Source organism: Amycolatopsis sp. NPDC049252 (genome assembly GCF_043197175.1).
In the GTDB taxonomy this organism is placed as follows: domain Bacteria; phylum Actinomycetota; class Actinomycetes; order Mycobacteriales; family Pseudonocardiaceae; genus Amycolatopsis.
Genome location: NZ_JBICSQ010000003.1, coordinates 268,767 through 287,197 on the forward strand (window position 1 = coordinate 268,767; position 18,431 = coordinate 287,197).

Below are 18,431 nucleotides of genomic sequence, written 5' to 3' on the forward strand. Positions count from 1 at the left end.
GGTGGGGGTTTCAGCGCCGCGTCAGGTGGGCCGAGGTGGTCGCGAGCCAGGTCCAGGCGACGATCACGGCCGCCCAGAAGCCGAGCGTCACGGCCGGGCTCGTCGAACCGGACGCTACGCCCGCGAAGCCGATCAGGAAAAGCAAGCCACTGATCCGCGAGTACCAGGCCCGCCCGGGGCTGAGGTGGGAGCCGATCGCGAAGCACGCCGCGACCAGGCAGATGAACCCGATGCCACCGCTGACGAAGTGCAGCGTGCCGTGCCAGCTCACCGACGCCGGCGGCCCGGCGGGCGTGCCGAGCGGGAAGCCGTCCTGCGGGTCGGCCCGGAAGACGCCGGCGCAGATCAGGCCGACGCCGTAGACCGCGAGCAGTCCCGGCCCCCACCGGCCGGGCAGCGCCCGCCGGATCCCGGCGGCGGCCGCCAGCGTCAGCAGGCCGCTGACCACGAAGTTCGTGATCTGGATGAAGCCGAGCGAGCCGTCCGACAGCAGGCTCGCCGGGTGCCGCGTGAGGTCGAAGCCGGCCCGCGTCAGGCCCTGGACCAAGCCGGTCAGGACGTAGACGGGTCCGGCGAGGACACCGCAGGTGAGCAGGGCGCGGGTGCCGGACGCGGTGGCGGTGCGGGTGGGGCCGAGTGTCGTGGTCATGGCGCACAGACTGACATCCGAGTGTAAAAACTGTCAAGACAAAAAAATCTGTCGGTGACACCGGAGAGAGGCCGCCCCGGTGTTCGAGGCGGCCCGACTCAGGCGCGGCGCAGGGTGAGCAGCGTGATCTCGCTGGGCGCGAAGACCCGGAACGGCGGACCCCAGAACCCGGTGCCGCGGCTGTTGTACACCTGCGTCGCGCCGAACCGCTTGAGGCCGGACAGCATCGGCTGGTCGATCCGCACCAGGAAGTGGAACGGCCAGATCTGCCCGCCGTGCGTGTGCCCGGAGATCTGCAGGTCGATGCCCGCTTCCCGGGCCTGCACGACCTGCTTCGGCTGGTGCGCGAGCAGCACCACCGGCACCTCGGACGGCGCGCCGTCGAGCGCCGCGGGCAGGTCGGGGCCGTGGCCGGGCAGGCCGGACGACGCGCCCGTCGGGTCGTCGATGCCGGCGAACACGATCCGGTCGCCGCCGCGCTCCAGCAGCGTCGAGCGGTTGTGCAGCGGGTCCCAGCCGAGCCCCGCCATGTGGTCGAGCCACCCCTGCGCTTCGCCGAAGTACTCGTGGTTGCCGGTGATGTAGAACCGCCCGAGCTTGGCCTGGACGCCGCCGAGCGGGTCGACCTGCTTGCGGCGCCGCGCCACCGAGCCGTCCGCGAGGTCACCGGCGTGGCAGACGACGTCCGCGTCCAGCGCGTTCACCGCCGCGACGACCTTCTCCGACCACTTCGTCCGGTCGATCGGCCCGAAGTGGGTGTCGGTCAGCACCGCGACGCGCAGGCCGTCGAGCGCCGGGCCGAGCCGCGGGATGACGACGTCGGTCGCCTTCACCGGCGGCACGCGCATCGCGACGCGGTTGCCGTACACCAGCAACGAGACGGCCACGAGCGCCGCCGCGCCCGCGACGATCCGCGACCGCGCCGGGTCGTCGACGCCCAGGAGCGCGACGCGCAGCACCAGGCTCAGCACCGACCACGTGAACAGCACCCAGCAGACGGCGAGCAGCGTGTCGCCGAGGCGGGCGGCGCCGTCACGCTGGCGCTTGCCGTGGCCGAAGACCATCGCGACGGGCATCGTCACCAGGCCCAGCGCGAACAGGGCGGTACCCGCGACGAAGCCCGCGGTACCCCACTCCGGCGCGAGAACGAGCGTCCACCACGGGACGGTGAACAGCAGAAGCAGCGCCAGAATCGGCACCGCGAGGAAAGGGCCTCTCATCGAACCAGGTTACAGCCCATCGGGCTGTTAGCGCTTCGGCTACGCTGGAAGCGGAAGGAAGGGGACGGCCGCCGTGACCACGTTGCTCGAGCTGGCGTTCCCCGTGCTGATCAGCCCCACCGCGCTGGTCGCCTTCGCCTCCCTCGCCGCCGCGAGCCTCCTGGTCGTCCTGCTGGTCGGCAGCACGCAGCGCAGCGAACTCGCGCTCTGGTCGGTGCCGGCCCGCAGCCGCGTCGCCGCCCTGCGCCGCCGCGCCCGCCGGGCCGAGTCCATCCGGCTCCGCGATCCGGGAGCGCCTGGGCGCCGCAGGCCACGAGCACCCGGTTTCCGCAGCCTGGCTGCGTAGAGACCTCTTTCACGCAGCCATTCCGCGTACCCCCTTCCTTCTCACTCATGCGGAGTGCTGCCCATGTTCGGTTTTCTCGACGTGCCCGTCGCCGGCGCGTACCACCTGATCCACTGGCTGACCCCGCTCCCGGCGGTGCTCGCCATCGTGCTGTTCACCCTCTCCGTGCGGCTGCTGCTGCACCCGTTCGCCCGGGCGGCGGTGCGCGGCGAGCGCGCCCGGGCCGCCTTGATGCCCGAAATCAAGGCGCTGCAGACCAAGCACGGCCGCGACCGGGAGCGCCTGGCCGCGGAGATGACGAAGCTGCAGCAGGAGACCGGCACGTCGATGTTCGTCGGCTGCCTGCCGATGCTGGCGCAGCTGCCGTTCTTCACGGTCATGTACCGGCTCTTCACCACGGCGACGATCGGCGGCGAGCCCAACTCGCTGCTCGGCGCGACGTTGTTCGGCACGCCCCTGGGCGCGCACGGCCTGGCCGGCAGCCCGCTCGTCTTCGTGATCGCGGCCGGGCTCGCCGTCGTCGCGTGGTTCTCGGTGCGCCGGCAGGACCGGCAGCGCGAGGCCGGCGCGGCCGACGTGCCGGGCGGGAAACTGCTGCGGCTGCTGCCCTACGGCACGGTGCTCGCGACGCTCGTCGTGCCGCAGGCCGCCGGGATCTACCTGCTCACGACGACCGCGTGGAGCGCGGCCGAACGGGCGTTGTTACGGCGTGGCGCGTGAGCGGCGCCAGTCCTCGAGCGTCTCTTCGACGTCGACCAGCGCGACGGTGAGCGGCGGGCCGGAGAGATGGTTGCGGTAGGCCTGGCGGATCCGCTCGTTGAGGTCCTCGACGAGCTCCCGCACCCGCCGTTCGGTCCGCTCACCGGCGAGTTTGCCGGGCAGGTCCTGCACTTCGCGCTTGAGCGCCAGCGCGGGCGGCAGCAACGCCGCGGTGTCGTGGCCCTCGGCCCGGACCCGGCGCAGGACCCAGTCGGTCGCGGCGTCGTTGCCGGTGGGCGGCGGCAGCGGCTTGCCGGTGCCGGGCAGGTCGTCGAACTCGCCCCGGTCCTTCGCCTCGCTGATCTGGCGGTCGACCCACCAGCGGAAGGAGACCTTGGGCGGCTTGCGTCCGGTCATGGGGTCCAGGGTAGGCGGACGCGCGTGGCGGATTCACGGGACCAACGTCCTGAATGGCCAGGTGAGCGCGGTCGGGCGGGTAGGATTCGCGGGAGGAGCGAGGGGAGCGCATGACCGCCGAACGCAGTGGTGCCGAGAACATCGACCGCACGCTCGGACTGCTCTGGCGTGCCCGGGGCGGGGCCGCCGAACCGACGAGGGGCCGGCGTCCGACGCTGTCGGTCGAGCGGATCGTCGCGGCGGCGATCGCGGTCGCGGACGCCGACGGGCTGGCGGCCGCGTCGATGCACCGCGTGGCGAAGGAGCTCGGCGCCGGCACGATGACGCTCTACACGTACGTGCCCGGCAAGGCCGAGCTGGTGGACCTGATGGTCGACGACGTGCTCGTCGAGCGGCGGCTGCCGGGGCCGGGCGAGCCGCGCCCGGCCGACTGGCGCGAGCAGGTGGCGCTGTACGCGTCGCGGACCGGCGAGGCCTACCGGAACCACCCGTGGCTGTGCGAGGTCTCGCGGGTGCGGCCGCCGCTGGGTCCCGGCCAGCTGGCGGGCCAGGAGTACCTGCTGTCCATTGTGGACGCTCTGGGACTGCCGCCGCGCCAGGCCGTCGCCGCGGCCAACGGGATCGGCACGTACATCGACGCGAACGCGGCGCTGGGCGCGGAGAACACCCGCCTGGAACGCAGCACGGGCCAGTCGACCGAAGCGTGGTGGCACCAGCGGTCGTCGTTCTGGGAGAACTACTTCGCGGTCGACGCCCACCCGTCGATCAACCGCATCTGGCTGGGCGGCGGCTTCGACCGGACCGCGGAGGCCCAAGGCGAAGCGGCGTACGAGTTCGGGCTGCACCGCATGCTCGACGGCATCGAGGCCCTGGTCGACGGCCAGTAGGCACTTGGGACAGGGGTCAGCGGCGGGTGGCGCGCAGCCACCTCGAGCGGCGGCGTTCCTGGGCCGGCACCGTCGGCTCGGCCGGGGTGGTGTCGCCGCGGAGGATGTCGCGGCAGGTCGGGTCGAAGCGGCCCGGGGCCTCGATCATCGGGGCCGCCAGCACCACGTGGCCGCAGATCGCGCGGAAGCGGCCGTCGTGGCGGCCCGTCGCGAACTCGTCCTCGGTGACGGCATGGGTGTAGCCGTCGGTGTCGCAGCGGATGTGCACCAGGAACGGCTCCATCGGGCTCAGCCCGTCGGGCTGGTCGTGGTGGTGGTGCCGGTGGGCGTCTCCACCGAGCCGGCCGGGGTGGTCGGCGTCGTCGACGGCGGCGGGGTGGTCGTGGTGGTCGTCTCCGGCGGCGTGGTGGGCGTCGTCGGCGTGGTCGGGGTGGTCGGGGTGGTGGACGACGACGGGGAGGTCGACGTCGTCGGCGTGCCGGACGTCGGTGACGTCGAGGTGGTCGGGCTCGTCGAGGTGCCCGGCTCCGAGGGGAGCTGCTCCGGCGGGCCGGTGACCGCCGGCGGGGCCGGGGCGCCGACCGGGCTGCCGGCCGCGGCGCTGTCCGGGGCGTTCGGCGTGCCGATCGGGATGTCGCTGTCGGGCAGCTGCGCCACCCCGCCGCGGTAGGCCGTGGCCCACGCCAGCACCGTGTCCACATAGGACTGCGAGTTGTTGTAGCGGCGGACCGCGATGCGCTGGCCGGCGTCCGTCGAGAGGTCGAGCCCGCCCGAGCAGAGGTACCGCGCGCTGGCCAGGGTCTCGTCGTAGATGTTGTTCGGGTTCGAGACGCCGTCCCCGTTGCCGTCGGAGGCGTAACCGCGCCAGGTCCCCGGGATGAACTGCGTCGGGCCGACCGCGCGGTCCCAGACCGGGTCGCCGTCGTACTTGCCGCCGTCGGTGTCCGGGATCGCGGCGAACGCGCCCGCGCCGTTGAGCACCGGGCCGAGGATCGGCTCCAGCGTGTCACCGGCCGCGTTGACGTACCCGCCGCGGGCGTGGTTCGACTCGATCCGGCCGATGCTCGCGATCAGGGCCCAGTCGATGTGGCAGCCCGGCTGCTCCTTGTTCAGGATCTCGGCGGCGTTCTTGTACGCCTTGAGCATGCTCGCCGGGATGCCGAGCGGCCCGGAGATGCCCGCGGACCCGGCGTGCCCGCCGGGCACGACCAGCGGCATCGGCACCGGCGGCTGCGGCAGGCTGCCGTCCACGGCGATCGGCGGCATGACGACGTTCGGCGGCTGCAGCGGCGCGGCCTGGTCGGGCAGCGCGTCGCCGGACTTGGCGACCACGACCGGCGCGGGCAGGCCGCCGGCGGTCAGCGTGGGCAGCACGACGAGCGCGCCGCCGGCGAGCGCCGCGGCGGTCCGACGAACGGAACGCGCGCTCTTGCGACGTGGCCGGTGCTTCGGCATGGTCGTCCCCGCTTCCCTCGATCTTCGCTGATCGCCTCACCCGATCGGCCCCACCGCCGGTACTGGCCGGTAGGAGCAAGCTATCCGATGTAAGCAAACTTTGGCGAATGGCACAGCGAAATCCGGGTCTCCGGGAGAAGTTCGTCCTGTTGGCACAAAACTATCGTCGGAAATCTGTCACATTCACCAGGACTTAACGGGTCGCTCAGGAGAGTTTGTCCAGTAGCGGGGCCGGGACAGCGATCCCGCGGTGCCGCACGTCCGAACAAAACCGCCGGACGAGCGAATCCGACGGCGTTGCGGTGAACGTGACGACCTCGCGGTGCAGTGCGGGCTTCAGCCGCCGCAGCGCACCGGCGAACGTCCGGGTCAGCGCGGTCGTCGGGACCAGGGCCACGCCCAGGCCGGCCGCGGCCAGCTGCGCCGCCGTCGCCGCCTGCTTCGTCCGCATCACCGCGTCCAGCACCGTGCCGTGCTCCGCCGCCACCTCGTTGAGCCAGCCGCCGAGGCCGTTGTCCGGGTGGTAGTGGACCACCGGCAGGCCGGCCAGGTCCGCGATCGGCACCGACGCGCGGCCGGCGAGCGGGTGGTCGGCGGCCAGCGCCAGCACGACCTCCTCGCGCCCCACCACCTCGGTGTGCCCGGTCCACCGGCTCGGCCGCGGCCCGGCCGCGACGTCCGCTTCGCCCGTTTCCACGGCGGTGACCAGCGCGTCCGCGCTCGTCGTCTCGACGAGCGTGATCAGCACGCCCGGCCGCTGCCGGTGCCAGGCCCGCAGGACCGGCGCCAGCAGCCCGGCCGTCATGGTCTCCGCGCAGGCAATCCGGAGGGTGCCCTCACCCCCGCCCGCCACCGCGCGGCCGGTGCGGACCACCCGCTCGGCCGCGGCCAGCGCCGCCCGCGCGTCGGCCAGCACCGCCCGGCCCGCCGCGGTCGGCCGGACCCCGCGCGGCAGCCGTTCGAGCACCGGCGTGCCCAGTTCGCGTTCGAGCGCGCCGATCTGGTGGGACAGCGCGGGCTGCGAAAGGTGCAGCCGCGCGGCCGCTTCGGTGATCGAACCCGCGTCCAGCACCGCGACGAGGCACTCGAGGGCGCGCAGTGTAGGCATTCGCCGATTCTATCGCAGTCATCGAAAACCTTCGGATCACGACGGGATGGTTCCGGCGCCGCCAGACGCTGAACCCGGTGTGCGAGACGAAAGGAGCACGTGATGTCTTGGGAGAAAAAGCGACTGGTGATCGTCGGCGGCGGTTCGGGTATCGCGCGCCGGATAGCGGCGGACGCGGCCGAGCTGGGTGCGGAGGTGGTGTTCGCCGGGCGGAATCCGGCGGTGTTCACCGAACCCGGAATTCGCACCGCAATCGCGGATCTCGGTGACGAATCGTCCCTGAAAGCGCTTGCCGACGAGGTGGGTGAACTCGACTACCTGATCACCCTCGCGGCGGCCCCGGCGAACGGGCCGTTCACGACGCTGGCGCGTGACGCGGTCACCCGGGCCTTCGACGCCAAGGTGATCGGCCCGATGATGCTGGCCAAGCACTTCGCGCCGCGATTCCGTGAAGGCGGCGCCATCGTGCTGTTCTCCGGTGTCGCCGCGTGGCGCCCGATGCCGGAGCGGGCCGTGATGGCGACGACCAACGGTGCGGTCGCGTTCCTGGCGGAAGCGCTTGCGGTGGACCTCGCGCCGGTGCGCGTCAACGCGGTGTCGCCGGGCATCGTCGACTCGGGTGCGTGGGACAGGCTGGGCGCGGCCAAGGACGAATTCTTCCGCCGCACCGCGGAAACGAACCCGGCGCGCCGGGTCGGCACCACCGCGGACGTCTCCGCGGCCACCCTGTCGCTGCTGGCGAATCCGTTCGTCACGGGCACGACCCTGCACGTCGACGGCGGCGCCCGGTTGTCCTGAACCTGATCCTTTACACGGCCCGCCACTGTTCCTATGATCGCCCCGACCGGACGGCCGCCGCCGTTCGGTCGGCCCAGGGTGGAGGGTTGCATGGCACGTCGGGCTCCGCGCCGCGAACAGGTCAGCGTCGCCGAGTTGCTCGTCCGGTCCGCCGTCCGGGAGGACACGCCGGCGCGGCACCGGCAGCAGTCCACGGCGGCGCGCACGCTCGCCCGCGTCCGGGTGTTCTCGGTGGTCGCCGGAGCGCTCGCGCTGACCGGCGGGGTCGCCGCGGCGGTGACGCAGCCGTACGAACACGCCGCCGGGGCCGTGTGGCCGCCCGTCGGGCTCGACCCCGTGCCGGTCGCGCTGACGCCGACACCGGCGGACGCCGTCGTTTCCCCGAAAGCTCCGGAATCCGCGGTGCCGCCCCCTCGTTCGGGAGGAATTACTCCGGCTGTCGCCAAGCATGAAGCGAATTTCGGAAAAGCGCCCGGCAAAAAAGCCGCGCCGGTGAAGAAGGTGACGCCGGTGCGTCACGCGATCCCGGACGTCCCGTCCTGGTCACGCGGCCACACCGCGAAACCGGACCGGCACGCGGTCCGGGCCGCCGGCCATCGCGACAGCGGGCACGGCCGCCACCAGTGCGGTGGCCGGCACCGTCGTTAGGACCCCAGCGGTATCTGGTACTGCATGAACCCCTTGTCGAGCGCGACCTGGTCGTAGAGCCGGCGCGCGGTCGTGTTCGACGTCTGCGTGTGCCAGTAGACGCGGGCGCAGCCCCGGTCCCGCGCCCAGCCGGCGACGGCTTCGATCAGCGCCCGGCCGGCCCCGTGACCGCGGGCTTCGGGCGCGGTGAAGAGGTCCTGCAGGTAACAGACGTCGGCCGACGTCGTGCTGACGTGCGCGAAGAAGTGGACGATGCCGACGAGGCCGCCGTCGAGCCGCGCGCCCAGCGCGTGCATCCGCTCGCCGCTCGAGAACTCGCGCCACGCGCGGTCCACGAGATCCGGCGCGAGTGTCCTGCCGTAGAACGTGTTGTAGCCCGCGAAGAGGTTTTCCCAGGCCACGCGGTCGGTTTCGGTCAAAGCCCCAGTGATGATCATGCGTCAGGCTAACGCGCGGCCTGACCCGTTCGATGAATTCACTGGACACAACTGGTGAGTAAGGTGACGAACCCGAATTTGATTCATAGAATCAGCGCCATCCCGCCAGGCAGCTACTCCCGGAGGTTCCCGATGGCGCGCACGGCACCCCGTGCCAGTGGCAAGGCCGTCACGGTCAGCGAGCTGTACCTGCGGCCGGACGTCCACGGCAGACGCCGGCCCGAAGACCTCGAAGTGCTCGAACTCGCCTACCGCATGCGCCGCCGCATCGGCCCCGACGCGGTCGTCGCCCCGGCGCCGTCACCGCGTTCCCGTGCGCTGGCTGTGGTGACCGGGCTGCTGCGCCGCAAGCCCCGGTAAGCCGCCGGACGTTCGTCCCATCGCAGGCCACCCTCGCCGAGGGTGGCCTTTTTGCGGCCCGGCGCCGCGTGTCGGCGGATAGCCCGGGGCTGCGGGGGTCCGGGTCTCGTCTGCGCACGCCGCCACGTGCCCCAGGTGTCGGCGGGTCGGCTGGGTGGCGCCTGGTCTTGCCGCGCTCCCGCGCGCTGGCCGTGGTGACCGGGCTGCTGCGCCGCAAGCCCGGGTAAGCCGCCGGACGCTCGTCCCATCGCAGGCCACCCTCGCCGAGGGTGGCCTTTTTGCTGCCCTCTCGCGCACTTCTCTGCGCGGATGCTGTCCGAAGTTGCACGATACGACGATTGACGACGCACAAAACTGCACCTAACGTGACAGCTGTTGCGCACAACTGGCACGAACGGGGAGTTCATGAGCGGGACCTTCATGGCGGCGGAGATCGCGAGCCAGCCCGGCTGCTGGCGGGACGCGGGCGCGCTGGCCTCGGCGAACGCCGGGCTGCTGCCGGCGCCGGGGGCGCGGGTGGCGATCGTCGGCTGTGGGACGTCGTGGTTCGTCGGCCAGGCGTACGCGGTGCTGCGCGAAACCGCCGGGCTCGGGGAGACCGACGCGTTCGCCGCGTCCGAGTTCCCGGTCGGGCGGGCCTACGACCACGTGCTCGCGCTCAGCCGTTCGGGCACCACGACCGAGGTGCACAGCCTGCTTGCGCAGCTGCGCGGCCGCACCCCGACCACGGCCATCACCGGCGTGCCCGCCGAGATCGCCGGGGCCGCGGACACCGTTGTCGACCTGTCCGCGGTGGACGAGCGCTCGGTCGTGCAGACCCGCTTCGCCACCACCGCGCTCGCGATGCTGCGCGCGCACCTCGGCGAGGACCTGACCGGCGTCATCGCGCAGGCCGAGCGGGTGCTGGCCGAGCCGCTGCCGGAGTCGCTGGCCGGCGCCGGGCAGTTCAGCTTCCTCGGCACCGGCTGGTCGGTGGGCATCGCGAACGAGGCGGCGCTCAAGTTCCGCGAGGCGTGCCTGCTGTGGACGGAGTCGTACCCGGCCTGGGACTACCGGCACGGCCCGATCAGCATCGCCGAGCCGGGCCGGGTGACCTGGATGTTCGGCAGTGCGCCGGACGGGCTCGCCGAGGACGTCCGCCGCGCGGGCGGCACGTTCGTCGAGAGCGGCCTCGACCCGCTCGCCGACCTGGTGCGGGCCCAGCTCGTCGCGGGGGCGATCGCCCGGCGCAAGGGCCTCGACCCGGACAACCCGCGCAGCCTCACCCGCTCCGTCGTGCTGACGTGAGCCCGCCGTGATCGTCACGGTGACGCCGAACACCGCGCTCGACGTCACGTACACGGTGGACAGCCTGGTCCCGGACGGCGTGCACCGGGCGCGCGACGTCCGGCGGCGCGCGGGCGGCAAGGGCGTGAACGTCGCCCGCGTGCTGCACGCGCTCGGCGCGGACGTCGGCGCGATCGCCACGGCGGGTGGTGCGACCGGCGCCGCGGTCGCGGCGGAGCTGGGCGTGGCGGGACTGGCCGCGGAGCTGGTGACGATCGCCGGGGAGACCCGCCGGACCACGACCGTGCTGTCCGCCGTGGACGGTTCGGTCACCTTGATCAACGAGCCGGGCCCGGTCCTCAGCGGTCCGGAGTGGACGGCGCTGGCCGAGCGGGTGCGCCGGCGCGAGCCGGACGTCCTGGTCTGCTCCGGCAGCCTGCCGCCGGGTGCGCCGGAGGACGGGTACGCCCAGCTGATCGCCGGGACGACGGCGGTGCTGGACACGTCGGGACCGGCGCTGCTGGCCGGGTTGGCCGGGCGGCCGGCCGTGGTCAAGCCGAACGCCGAAGAACTGCGCGAGGTCACGGGCCTCGACGACCCGGTGGCCGCGGCCGGTGAGCTGCGGCGGGCCGGGGCGCGCGCGGTCGTCGTCTCCCTCGGTTCCGAGGGCCTGCTGGCGGTCACCGACGCGGGCGTCTGGCTGGCGACGCCGTCCACTGTGCTCAGTGGCAACAGCACCGGCGCGGGGGACGCGGTGGTCGCGGCCCTCGCGCTCGGGCTCAGCCGCCGCGAGCCGTGGCCGGACATCCTGCGCCGGGCCGTCGCGCTGTCCGGCGCGGCCGTGCTCGGGCCGCTCGCCGGGGACGTCGACCTCGCGCACTACCACCGGGAACTGGGGCTGGTCGCCGTGCGCGCCCGGCCGGAACAGGAGTGAACGATGCCTCTGGTGAGCACCGGGGAGATCGTCGGCGCCGCCGCGGCGGCGCGACGCGGCTGCGGGGCGTTCAACGCCATCCAGCTGGAACACATCACCGCGATCGTCGACGGCGCGGCCGCGGCGCGGGCGCCGGTGATCGTGCAGCTCAGCCAGAACGCCGTGCGCTACCACGGCGCGCTGGCGCCGATCGGCGGTGCCGCGCTCGCCGCGGCCCGCGAGGCCGGGCCGGACGTCGCCGTGCACCTCGACCACGCCGAGTCCGCCGATCTCGTGCGGGAGGCCGTCGGGCTCGGGTTCGGCTCGGTCATGTTCGACGCGTCCAAACTGGACTACGCCGACAACGTGCGCGCCACCCGGGAGATCACGGCGTTCTGCCACGACCACGGGGTCTGGGTCGAGGCCGAGCTGGGTGAGGTCGGCGGCAAGGACGGCGTCCACGCGCCGGGGGCGCGCACGGACCCGGACGAGGCGGCGGAGTTCGCCGCGGCCACCGGGGTCGACGCGCTCGCAGTCGCCGTCGGCAGCTCACACGCGATGCTGACCCGGGACGCCGCCTTGGACTTCGAGCTGATCGGGCGGCTCCGCGACCGCGTGCCCGTGCCGCTGGTGCTGCACGGTTCTTCCGGGGTGCCCGACGACGGGCTGGCCGCGGCGGTCCGGGCCGGGATGACGAAGATCAACATCGCCACCCAGCTCAACAAGGTGTTCACCGCGGCCGCCGCCGGCGACTGGCGCGCGCACCCGGACCGCGTCGACCCGCGCAAGTACCTGGGGGCCGGGCGGGACGCCGTCGCCGTCGAAGTGCGGCGGTTGCTCGGTGTGCTCATGCTGGTCACGGAGGGCGGACCCCAGTGACGGTTGAGCAGATTTTGTTCCTTTGAGTGTTGACAGATGCGTGAAAACTAACAAAACTGCGCAGCAACGCGCAGAAGTTGCGTGAAACTCGAGCTCTGGTGGTGGCGATGCGGCGAAGCAAGGTCATGGCGTGTGCGGTGGGGGCCTCTCTCCTGCTGGCCGGCTGCGGCGGGGGTTCGGACACGGACAGCGGCACCGGTGAGAACGCGCTGCCCGGCGTCGACCAGTACCTCAACGCGCCTTGCCCGGAGGCGGCGGTCAAACCCGCCACGGACAAGGAGTTCACCTACTGGGCGATGTGGACGGCCGACGAGCCCCAGGGCAAGGTCCTGCAGAAGGCCTTCAAGTGCTTCCAGGAGAAGACCGGCGTCAAGGTGAACGTGCAGTGGCTGGGGCGCAAGGCCTACACGCAGAACCTGGTGCCCGCGCTGAACACCGACGCGGTGCCGGACCTGTTCGACCAGGACGTCAGCAAGGTCGGCGCGGCGATCATGACGCCGGGCGGCACGCAGAGCGTCGACGACGTCTTCGCGATGAAGGTCGGCGAGGGTGACAAGACCGTCAAGGACGTGCTTTCGCCCAGCTCGTACGACTTCCCGCAGAACAAGGACCACGAGGGCCACAACTTCATGGTCCCCTACACCGTCCAGTCGAGCGCCTGGTGGTTCAACAAGGACGCCGCCGGTGACGTCCAGCAGCCGAAGACGATGGACGACCTGACCGCGCTGTTCGACAAGGCGAAGGCCGACGGCAAGGCCGCGATCAGCCAGGACGGCGACATCCCGTTCTACAACATGTACTTCTTCACCCAGCTCGCCGAGCGCTACGTCGGCTCGGGCGGGCTGAACAAGGCGGCGTCCGACAAGACCGGGCAGCTCTGGAAGACCGACCCCGGTTTCCTCAAGGCCGCCACCGAAACCGCGAAGCTGCCGAAGTACTTCATCGACGGCTGGGACGCGGCGAAGTTCCCGCAGGTGCAGCAGCGCTGGGCGGACGGCGACTCGCGCTACCTCTACGTCGGCACCTGGGCGCCGAGCGAGACGCGCGAGTACCTGGACAAGCAGGGCGCCGGGACGAAGATCAACTACGGCTCGTTCCAGTTCCCGATGCCGGCCGGCGCCACGCACGACACCGTCGAGCAGATGTCGATCGGCTTCGCCGTCACCAAGAAGGCCAGGCACGCCGAGGCGGCCAAGGCATTCATCGCCTACTTCCTCAACAAGGACATCCTCTCGGGCATCCCGGCGGTCGCCGACAACCTGGTGCCGCGTGCCGACCTCGCCGTGCCGGACGACCTCAAGCAGGTCAAGGCCGCGATGGACGACACGAAGAAGGAACACGTCCTGCAGTACGACGGAATCGACGGCATCGCCGGCGGCAAGTGGCAGACCGACGTCTTCGACCCGGCCGACACCTCGCTGCTCAAGGGGGAGCTGAACCCGCAGCAGTTCGTCGACCAGCTCGCGACCAAGGGCGCCGACTTCTGGAAGAACCAGAGCTGATGGCCACGGTCACGACGACGGCGGCGCGGGCCCGGGGGATCCGCGCCGCCGGCGGTGCGCACCTGCGCCGCAAGAAGCGGCTGTTCTGGCCGTTCGCGGCGCCGGCTTTGGTGCTGTACCTGGCTTTCCTGGTGCTGCCGACGCTCGCGACCGTCGTCCTGAGCTTCACCAGCTGGGCCGGCGCGGGGGACACGCCGAAGCCCAACGGCGTCACCAACTACACGCAGATGTGGGCGAGCGACTCGTTCCAGTACGCCTTCCGCAACACGCTGGTGTACGTCTTCCTCGGCGGCATCGGCACGTTCGCGCTGGCGTTCCTGTTCACCATGGTGCTGCGGGACATGCGCGGCGGCAAGGTCGTCCGGGCCATCCTGTTCTTCCCGAACATCGTCGCGCCGGTCGCGCTCGGCATGTTCCTCGGGTTCGTGTTCAAGTACCAGCCCGGCAAGCAGGGCCTGGCGAACTACGTGCTGGAGCACGTCGGCGCGGACGCGGCGAAGTTCCTGGCGCCGGCCAACGTCACCGGAGTCGTGACGGCGTCGCTGATCTGGGCCAGCTCGGGTTTCTACATCACCATCCTGATGGCGGCGGTCGACCGGATCCCGCCGTACCTCTACGAGGACGCCGAGCTGGGCGGCGCGTCGCCGTGGCAGAAGTTCCGCAACATCACGCTGCCGATGACGTGGGACGTCGTCGGCGTCGCCGGTGTCCTGTGGACGATCAACGCGCTGAAGATCTTCGAGCTGGTGTTCGTGCTGGCCGGGCCGGGCACCTACGCGCCGCCGAACCAGGCGTGGACACTCGGGATCTACGTGTTCGACCGGACCTTCGGCTCGAACGGCACCCCCGACTTCGGTGCCGCCTGCGCCTGCGCGGTGGCGATGATCGCGCTGGTGTCGATTCTCGTTGTCCTGCTGCGCCGGTTGATGCGCCGTGACGCGATCCAGTTCTGAGGGAGACCCGATGACCGTCACCGACGCCGCCGCGCCGGCGCGCCCGGCCGCGAAGCCGCCGCGCAAGGTGCCGCGCAAACCACGCCCGGCGCCCGGCTCGCGGAAGCTGAGCCCGTTGCGGCTGCTGGGTTCCGTGATCGTCTGGGCGTTCACCGCGGGCAACGTGCTGGTGCTGTACTGGCTGCTCACGGCGTCGTTCAAGACGCCGGTGGAGATCTTCACCAAGCCGTTCGCCCTGCCGTACCAGTGGTTCCACGTCGGCAAGCCGTTCCGGAACTTCATCTACGCCTGGAACAACGCGGGTTTCGGTGACGCCGTGCTGACGACGGTCGTCCTGGTCGGGCTGGCGACGGTCGCGACGGTCGCCGTGTCCGCGCCCTGCGCGTACGCGCTGACCCGGCTCGGCGTGCGCGGGTCCGGGCCGATGACGAACGTCGTCGCGATCGGCATGGGCGTGCCGTTCCAGACGGTGATCATCCCGCTGTTCGTGACCATGAGCAAAGCCCACCTGGACAACGAGTACGGCCTGTTCCTGCTCTACGTCGCCTTGTCGATCCCGTTCACGGTGTTCCTGCTGACCGGGTTCTTCCGCTCGCTGCCGGACGAGCTGGAGGAAGCGGCCTCTTTGGACGGTGCCTCGCCGACGCGGACGTTCTTCTCGGTCATGCTGCCGCTCGCGCGCGGCGGCCTGATCACGGCGTTGACGTTGAACGCCATCGGCCTGTGGAACGAGACGCTGCTCGCGATCGTGTTCCTCAAGGACCAGGCCCACTTCACGCTCTCGCGGGCGCTGTTCACCTTCTATGGCGCCGCGAGCTACCAGTCGGAGTACGGCGGCCTGATCGCCGGCGTGGCGATCGTCGTGCTCCCGATGCTCGTGCTCTACCTCGTGCTCGCCCGCCGGATCATCACCGGCCTGACGCTCGGCGCCGGAAAGTAGGACCTGATGGCCACCGTGAGTTTCCAGGACACGACCCGGTTCTACGCCGGGGTCGAGCGGCCCGCCGTCGACGGGCTCGACCTCGAGGTCGCCGACGGCGAGTTCCTCGTGCTGGTCGGACCGTCCGGCTGCGGCAAGTCGACCACGCTGCGGATGCTCGCCGGGCTGGAGGGGGTCGACGACGGCTCCATCCACATCGGCGACCGGGACGTCACCGAGCTGCCGCCGAAGGACCGGGACATCGCGATGGTGTTCCAGAACTACGCGCTCTACCCGCACATGTCGGTCGGCGAGAACATCGGCTTCCACCTGAAGCTGGCCAAGATGCCGAAGGCCGAACGCGAACGCCGGGTGCAGGAAGCCGCGAAGGTGCTCGATCTGACGGAGTACCTCGACCGCAAGCCCGCGAAGCTGTCCGGCGGGCAGCGCCAGCGCGTCGCGATGGGCCGGGCGATCGTGCGCGAGCCGAGTGTGTTCCTGATGGACGAGCCACTGTCCAACCTGGACGCCAAGCTGCGGGTGCAGACGCGCACGCAGATCGCGTCGCTGCAACGGCGGCTCGGCATCACCACGCTGTACGTCACGCACGACCAGGTCGAGGCGATGACGATGGGCGACCGGGTGGCGGTGCTCAAGGACGGCATCCTGCAGCAGGTCGACACGCCGATCGGGCTGTTCGCGCGGCCGGTGAACGTGTTCGTCGCCGGGTTCATCGGTTCGCCGGCGATGAACCTGCTGGAGACCACGGTGGACAGTGACGGTGCGGTCGTCGGCGGGACGCGGCTGCCCCTGACCCCGGCGCAGCGGTCGGCGCTGACCGGGCCCGGCATCGTCGTCGGCGTCCGGCCCGAGGGCTGGACGATCGGGGACGGCGGGTTCGACGCGATCGTCGAGGTCGTCGAGGAGCTGGGCAGCGACCAGTACCTGTACTGCCGCGACGGCGACCGGGTGCTGACCGTCCGCACGCCGGGCATGTCGCCGTGGCTGCGCGGCCAGGCGATCGCGCTGGCGCCGCAGGTCGGCTCGGTGCACCTGTTCGACGCGGCCACCGGTGACCGGCTGCCATGACCCGCCTGTACCGCACCGGGCTGGTCCTGCCCGCGGCCGAGCTGGGACCCGAGAACCCGTTGCCACCCTTGGTCAAGCCGGAGGCTGTCGCCTCCGTGTCCAATGTGGACGAGCTGCCGCCGGACCTGGCGGCCGGGCTGGCGTACGGGCGGCTGGACACGGTGCTGCCGTGCCGTCTTCAAGACGGGTACTCGCGCTCACGTGTGCCGCGGGAAATACCCGCTCTGGTACTGGAGAACGACCGGGTGCGGGCGACCATCCTGCCGACGCTGGGCGGACGCCTGTACTCGCTGGTCCACAACGGACGTGAGCTGCTCTACCGCAACCCGGTGTTCCAGCCCGCGAACCTCGCCCTGCGGGACGCCTGGTTCGCCGGCGGTGTCGAGTGGAACCTGGGCAGCACCGGGCACACGACGCTGACGTGCGCGCCGATGTTCGCCGCGTCCGTCGAAGGGCCGGATGGGACGCCGGTGCTGCGGCTGTGGGAGTGGGAACGCACCCGCGACCTGCCGTACCAGCTCGACTTCTGGTTGCCGGAGGACTCCGACTTCCTGCTGGTGGGCGTCCGGATCCGGAATCCGCACCCGCACGACGTCCCGGTGTACTGGTGGTCGAACATCGCGGTGCCGCAGACGGCGGACACGCGCGTGCTCGCGCCCGCGACGCAGGCCTGGCACTACGGTTATTCCGGGCGGCTGGACCTGGTCGACGTCCCGGGTGCGCTGACCTACCCGGCGCGGGCCGAGTCCGCCGCGGACTACTTCTTCGAGTGCTCGAAGCCGTGGATCGCCGCGGTCGACGGCGACGGGCGCGGCCTGCTGCAGACGTCGACCGAGCGGCTGCGCGGCCGGAAGCTGTTCCTGTGGGGCGAATCCGCGGGCGGCCGTCGCTGGCAGGAGTGGCTGGCGCCGGGGGCCGACGGCTACCTGGAGATCCAGGCCGGGCTGGCCCGCACGCAGCTGGAGCACCTGCGGCTCCCGGCGGGCGAGTCGTGGGACTGGCTGGAGGCGTACGGCCCGATCTCGGCCGACCCCGCGGTGGTCCACGGTGACGACTGGCCGGCCGCGACCGGCGCCGTCGTCGCGCCGGCGTTGGCCGGATACCACGGCGAGTGGCGGAAGATCCTTGACGTCGAGCCGGAGTCGCTGCTGGCTACGGGGTCCGGCTGGGGGGCGCTGGAGGCCCGCCGGATGCCGACGTGCCTGCCGGGCACGCCGTTTCCCGAGGAGTCGCTCGGGCCGGAGCAGGAGCCGTGGCTGTCCTTGCTGGACGGCACCCCGCCGGACGGGGACCCGGCCGCCGTGCCGCCGTCGACGCTGGTCAACCGCTACTGGACCGACCTGCTGGAGCACACGCCGGACAACTGGCTGACCTGGTACCACCGGGGTGTGGCGCGCTGGGCGGCCGGACGTCACGACGCGGCCCGCGAGGCGTGGACGTCTTCGGTGGCGGCGGCCGAGAACGCCTGGGCGTTGCGGTGTCTCGCGGTGGTGGCGGACGACCCGGTGGAGGCGGCGCAGCTGTACGAGCGGGCGGTGAAACTGGCTCCTGACGTGGAATCGCTGCAGGTGGAGGCGGTTACGGCGCAGCTCGCGGCCGGACGCACGCCGGAGTTGCCAACTGAACCGACGGGACGGCTGGCACTGCTGGCCGCGCAGGCCCGGCTCGCGGCGGGTGACGCCGAAGGGGCACGTGCGATCTTCGACGCCGGATTCGAGGTGGCGAACATCCGCGAGGGCGAGACGTCGTTGTCCGACACCTGGGCGGCGCTGTCGGCCGACCCGCTGCCGGGGCGTTATGACTTCCGGATGAAGTGAGTCGAGCGGCGTGCCGCGCACGAGCACCGGTGATTGTGCAGCATAATGCTCGAAACGGTGGTCAACAGC

Annotated in this window: 21 protein-coding genes; 14 read left to right on the forward strand and 7 right to left on the reverse strand. The window is 71.7% G+C overall.

The features are described 5' to 3' along the window. Positions 1–10: 10 nt before the first annotated feature. Both ACGFMK_RS06775 and ACGFMK_RS06780 read right to left on the reverse strand, forming a co-directional pair. Positions 11–649 (reverse strand): DUF998 domain-containing protein, encoded by a 639-nt coding sequence (locus tag ACGFMK_RS06775; protein WP_392759079.1) that lies wholly within the window; start codon positions 647–649, stop codon positions 11–13. 98 nt (positions 650–747) lie between these two features. Further along, the gene (locus ACGFMK_RS06780; RefSeq protein WP_392759081.1) at positions 748–1,869 is read right to left on the reverse strand and encodes a metallophosphoesterase; all 1,122 of its coding nucleotides are present in this window, start codon (positions 1,867–1,869) and stop codon (positions 748–750) included. A gap of 73 nt (positions 1,870–1,942) precedes the next feature. Here ACGFMK_RS06780 and ACGFMK_RS06785 point away from each other — a divergent pair, with 73 nt between their 5' ends. Further along, positions 1,943–2,215 carry a DUF6412 domain-containing protein gene (locus ACGFMK_RS06785; RefSeq protein WP_392759083.1) on the forward strand — a complete coding sequence of 91 codons (273 nt, stop codon included), beginning with the start codon at positions 1,943–1,945 and terminating at the stop codon, positions 2,213–2,215. 63 nt (positions 2,216–2,278) lie between these two features. Further along, positions 2,279–2,935, forward strand: coding sequence for a YidC/Oxa1 family membrane protein insertase (locus ACGFMK_RS06790; RefSeq protein WP_392759085.1), 657 nt, complete (start codon positions 2,279–2,281; stop codon positions 2,933–2,935). Here the strand turns inward: ACGFMK_RS06790 and ACGFMK_RS06795 are convergent. Continuing rightward, positions 2,918–3,331: a DnaJ family domain-containing protein gene (locus ACGFMK_RS06795; protein ID WP_392759087.1), complete on the reverse strand. Its 414-nt coding sequence runs from the start codon at positions 3,329–3,331 to the stop codon at positions 2,918–2,920. The two genes, ACGFMK_RS06790 and ACGFMK_RS06795, sit on opposite strands and share 18 nt — an antisense overlap. 110 nt (positions 3,332–3,441) lie before the next feature. Here ACGFMK_RS06795 and ACGFMK_RS06800 point away from each other — a divergent pair, with 110 nt between their 5' ends. Continuing rightward, positions 3,442–4,218 carry a TetR/AcrR family transcriptional regulator gene (locus tag ACGFMK_RS06800; RefSeq protein ID WP_392759089.1) on the forward strand — a complete coding sequence of 259 codons (777 nt, stop codon included), beginning with the start codon at positions 3,442–3,444 and terminating at the stop codon, positions 4,216–4,218. A 16-nt stretch (positions 4,219–4,234) separates the two neighbouring features. Here ACGFMK_RS06800 and ACGFMK_RS06805 read toward each other — a convergent pair whose 3' ends face one another. The 3 genes from ACGFMK_RS06805 to ACGFMK_RS06815 form a co-directional block, all read right to left on the reverse strand. Next, positions 4,235–4,501 (reverse strand): hypothetical protein, encoded by a 267-nt coding sequence (locus tag ACGFMK_RS06805; RefSeq protein ID WP_392759093.1) that lies wholly within the window; start codon positions 4,499–4,501, stop codon positions 4,235–4,237. 5 nt (positions 4,502–4,506) lie between these two features. Continuing rightward, positions 4,507–5,673, reverse strand: coding sequence for a lytic transglycosylase domain-containing protein (locus tag ACGFMK_RS06810; RefSeq protein ID WP_392759095.1), 1,167 nt, complete (start codon positions 5,671–5,673; stop codon positions 4,507–4,509). Between the two features lie 205 nt (positions 5,674–5,878). Further along, positions 5,879–6,781: a LysR family transcriptional regulator gene (locus ACGFMK_RS06815; RefSeq protein WP_392759097.1), complete on the reverse strand. Its 903-nt coding sequence runs from the start codon at positions 6,779–6,781 to the stop codon at positions 5,879–5,881. Between the two features lie 102 nt (positions 6,782–6,883). Between ACGFMK_RS06815 and ACGFMK_RS06820 the strand changes: the two genes are divergently transcribed. Together ACGFMK_RS06820 and ACGFMK_RS06825 are read left to right on the forward strand one after the other, a co-directional pair. After that, a complete protein-coding gene (locus ACGFMK_RS06820) occupies positions 6,884–7,579 on the forward strand; it encodes an SDR family oxidoreductase (protein WP_392759099.1) in 696 nt (231 codons plus the stop codon). Between the two features lie 90 nt (positions 7,580–7,669). Next, positions 7,670–8,227, forward strand: a complete 558-nt coding sequence (locus ACGFMK_RS06825; protein WP_392759101.1) for a hypothetical protein — start codon at positions 7,670–7,672, stop codon at positions 8,225–8,227. Here ACGFMK_RS06825 and ACGFMK_RS06830 read toward each other — a convergent pair. Then, a complete protein-coding gene (locus ACGFMK_RS06830) occupies positions 8,224–8,664 on the reverse strand; it encodes a GNAT family N-acetyltransferase (RefSeq protein ID WP_392759103.1) in 441 nt (146 codons plus the stop codon). The two genes, ACGFMK_RS06825 and ACGFMK_RS06830, sit on opposite strands and share 4 nt — an antisense overlap. Positions 8,665–8,796: 132 nt before the next feature. On the opposite strand from ACGFMK_RS06830, the gene ACGFMK_RS06835 reads away from it, so the two are divergent. The 9 genes from ACGFMK_RS06835 (at position 8,797) to ACGFMK_RS06875 (ending at position 18,362) form a co-directional block, all read left to right on the forward strand. After that, a complete protein-coding gene (locus tag ACGFMK_RS06835; protein WP_392759105.1) occupies positions 8,797–9,024 on the forward strand; it encodes a hypothetical protein in 228 nt (75 codons plus the stop codon). A gap of 405 nt (positions 9,025–9,429) precedes the next feature. Next, positions 9,430–10,311, forward strand: a complete 882-nt coding sequence (locus ACGFMK_RS06840) for an SIS domain-containing protein (RefSeq protein WP_392759107.1) — start codon at positions 9,430–9,432, stop codon at positions 10,309–10,311. Positions 10,312–10,318: 7 nt separating this feature from the next. Further along, positions 10,319–11,224, forward strand: coding sequence for a 1-phosphofructokinase family hexose kinase (locus ACGFMK_RS06845; protein ID WP_392759109.1), 906 nt, complete (start codon positions 10,319–10,321; stop codon positions 11,222–11,224). A gap of 3 nt (positions 11,225–11,227) precedes the next feature. Continuing rightward, a complete protein-coding gene (locus ACGFMK_RS06850; protein WP_392759111.1) occupies positions 11,228–12,082 on the forward strand; it encodes a class II fructose-bisphosphate aldolase in 855 nt (284 codons plus the stop codon). Between the two features lie 125 nt (positions 12,083–12,207). Next, positions 12,208–13,584 (forward strand): ABC transporter substrate-binding protein, encoded by a 1,377-nt coding sequence (locus ACGFMK_RS06855; protein WP_392759367.1) that lies wholly within the window; start codon positions 12,208–12,210, stop codon positions 13,582–13,584. Further along, complete coding sequence (locus tag ACGFMK_RS06860) at positions 13,584–14,537, forward strand: carbohydrate ABC transporter permease (protein ID WP_392759113.1); 954 nt, start codon at positions 13,584–13,586, stop codon at positions 14,535–14,537. The genes ACGFMK_RS06855 and ACGFMK_RS06860 overlap by 1 nt, the downstream gene beginning before the upstream one ends. Positions 14,538–14,547: 10 nt before the next feature. Further along, positions 14,548–15,477: a carbohydrate ABC transporter permease gene (locus tag ACGFMK_RS06865; RefSeq protein WP_392759115.1), complete on the forward strand. Its 930-nt coding sequence runs from the start codon at positions 14,548–14,550 to the stop codon at positions 15,475–15,477. Between the two features lie 6 nt (positions 15,478–15,483). Continuing rightward, positions 15,484–16,545, forward strand: coding sequence for an ABC transporter ATP-binding protein (locus ACGFMK_RS06870; protein ID WP_392759117.1), 1,062 nt, complete (start codon positions 15,484–15,486; stop codon positions 16,543–16,545). Then, positions 16,542–18,362, forward strand: coding sequence for a DUF5107 domain-containing protein (locus ACGFMK_RS06875; protein ID WP_392759119.1), 1,821 nt, complete (start codon positions 16,542–16,544; stop codon positions 18,360–18,362). Before ACGFMK_RS06870 ends, ACGFMK_RS06875 begins: the two co-directional genes overlap by 4 nt. Positions 18,363–18,431 lie beyond the last annotated feature (69 nt).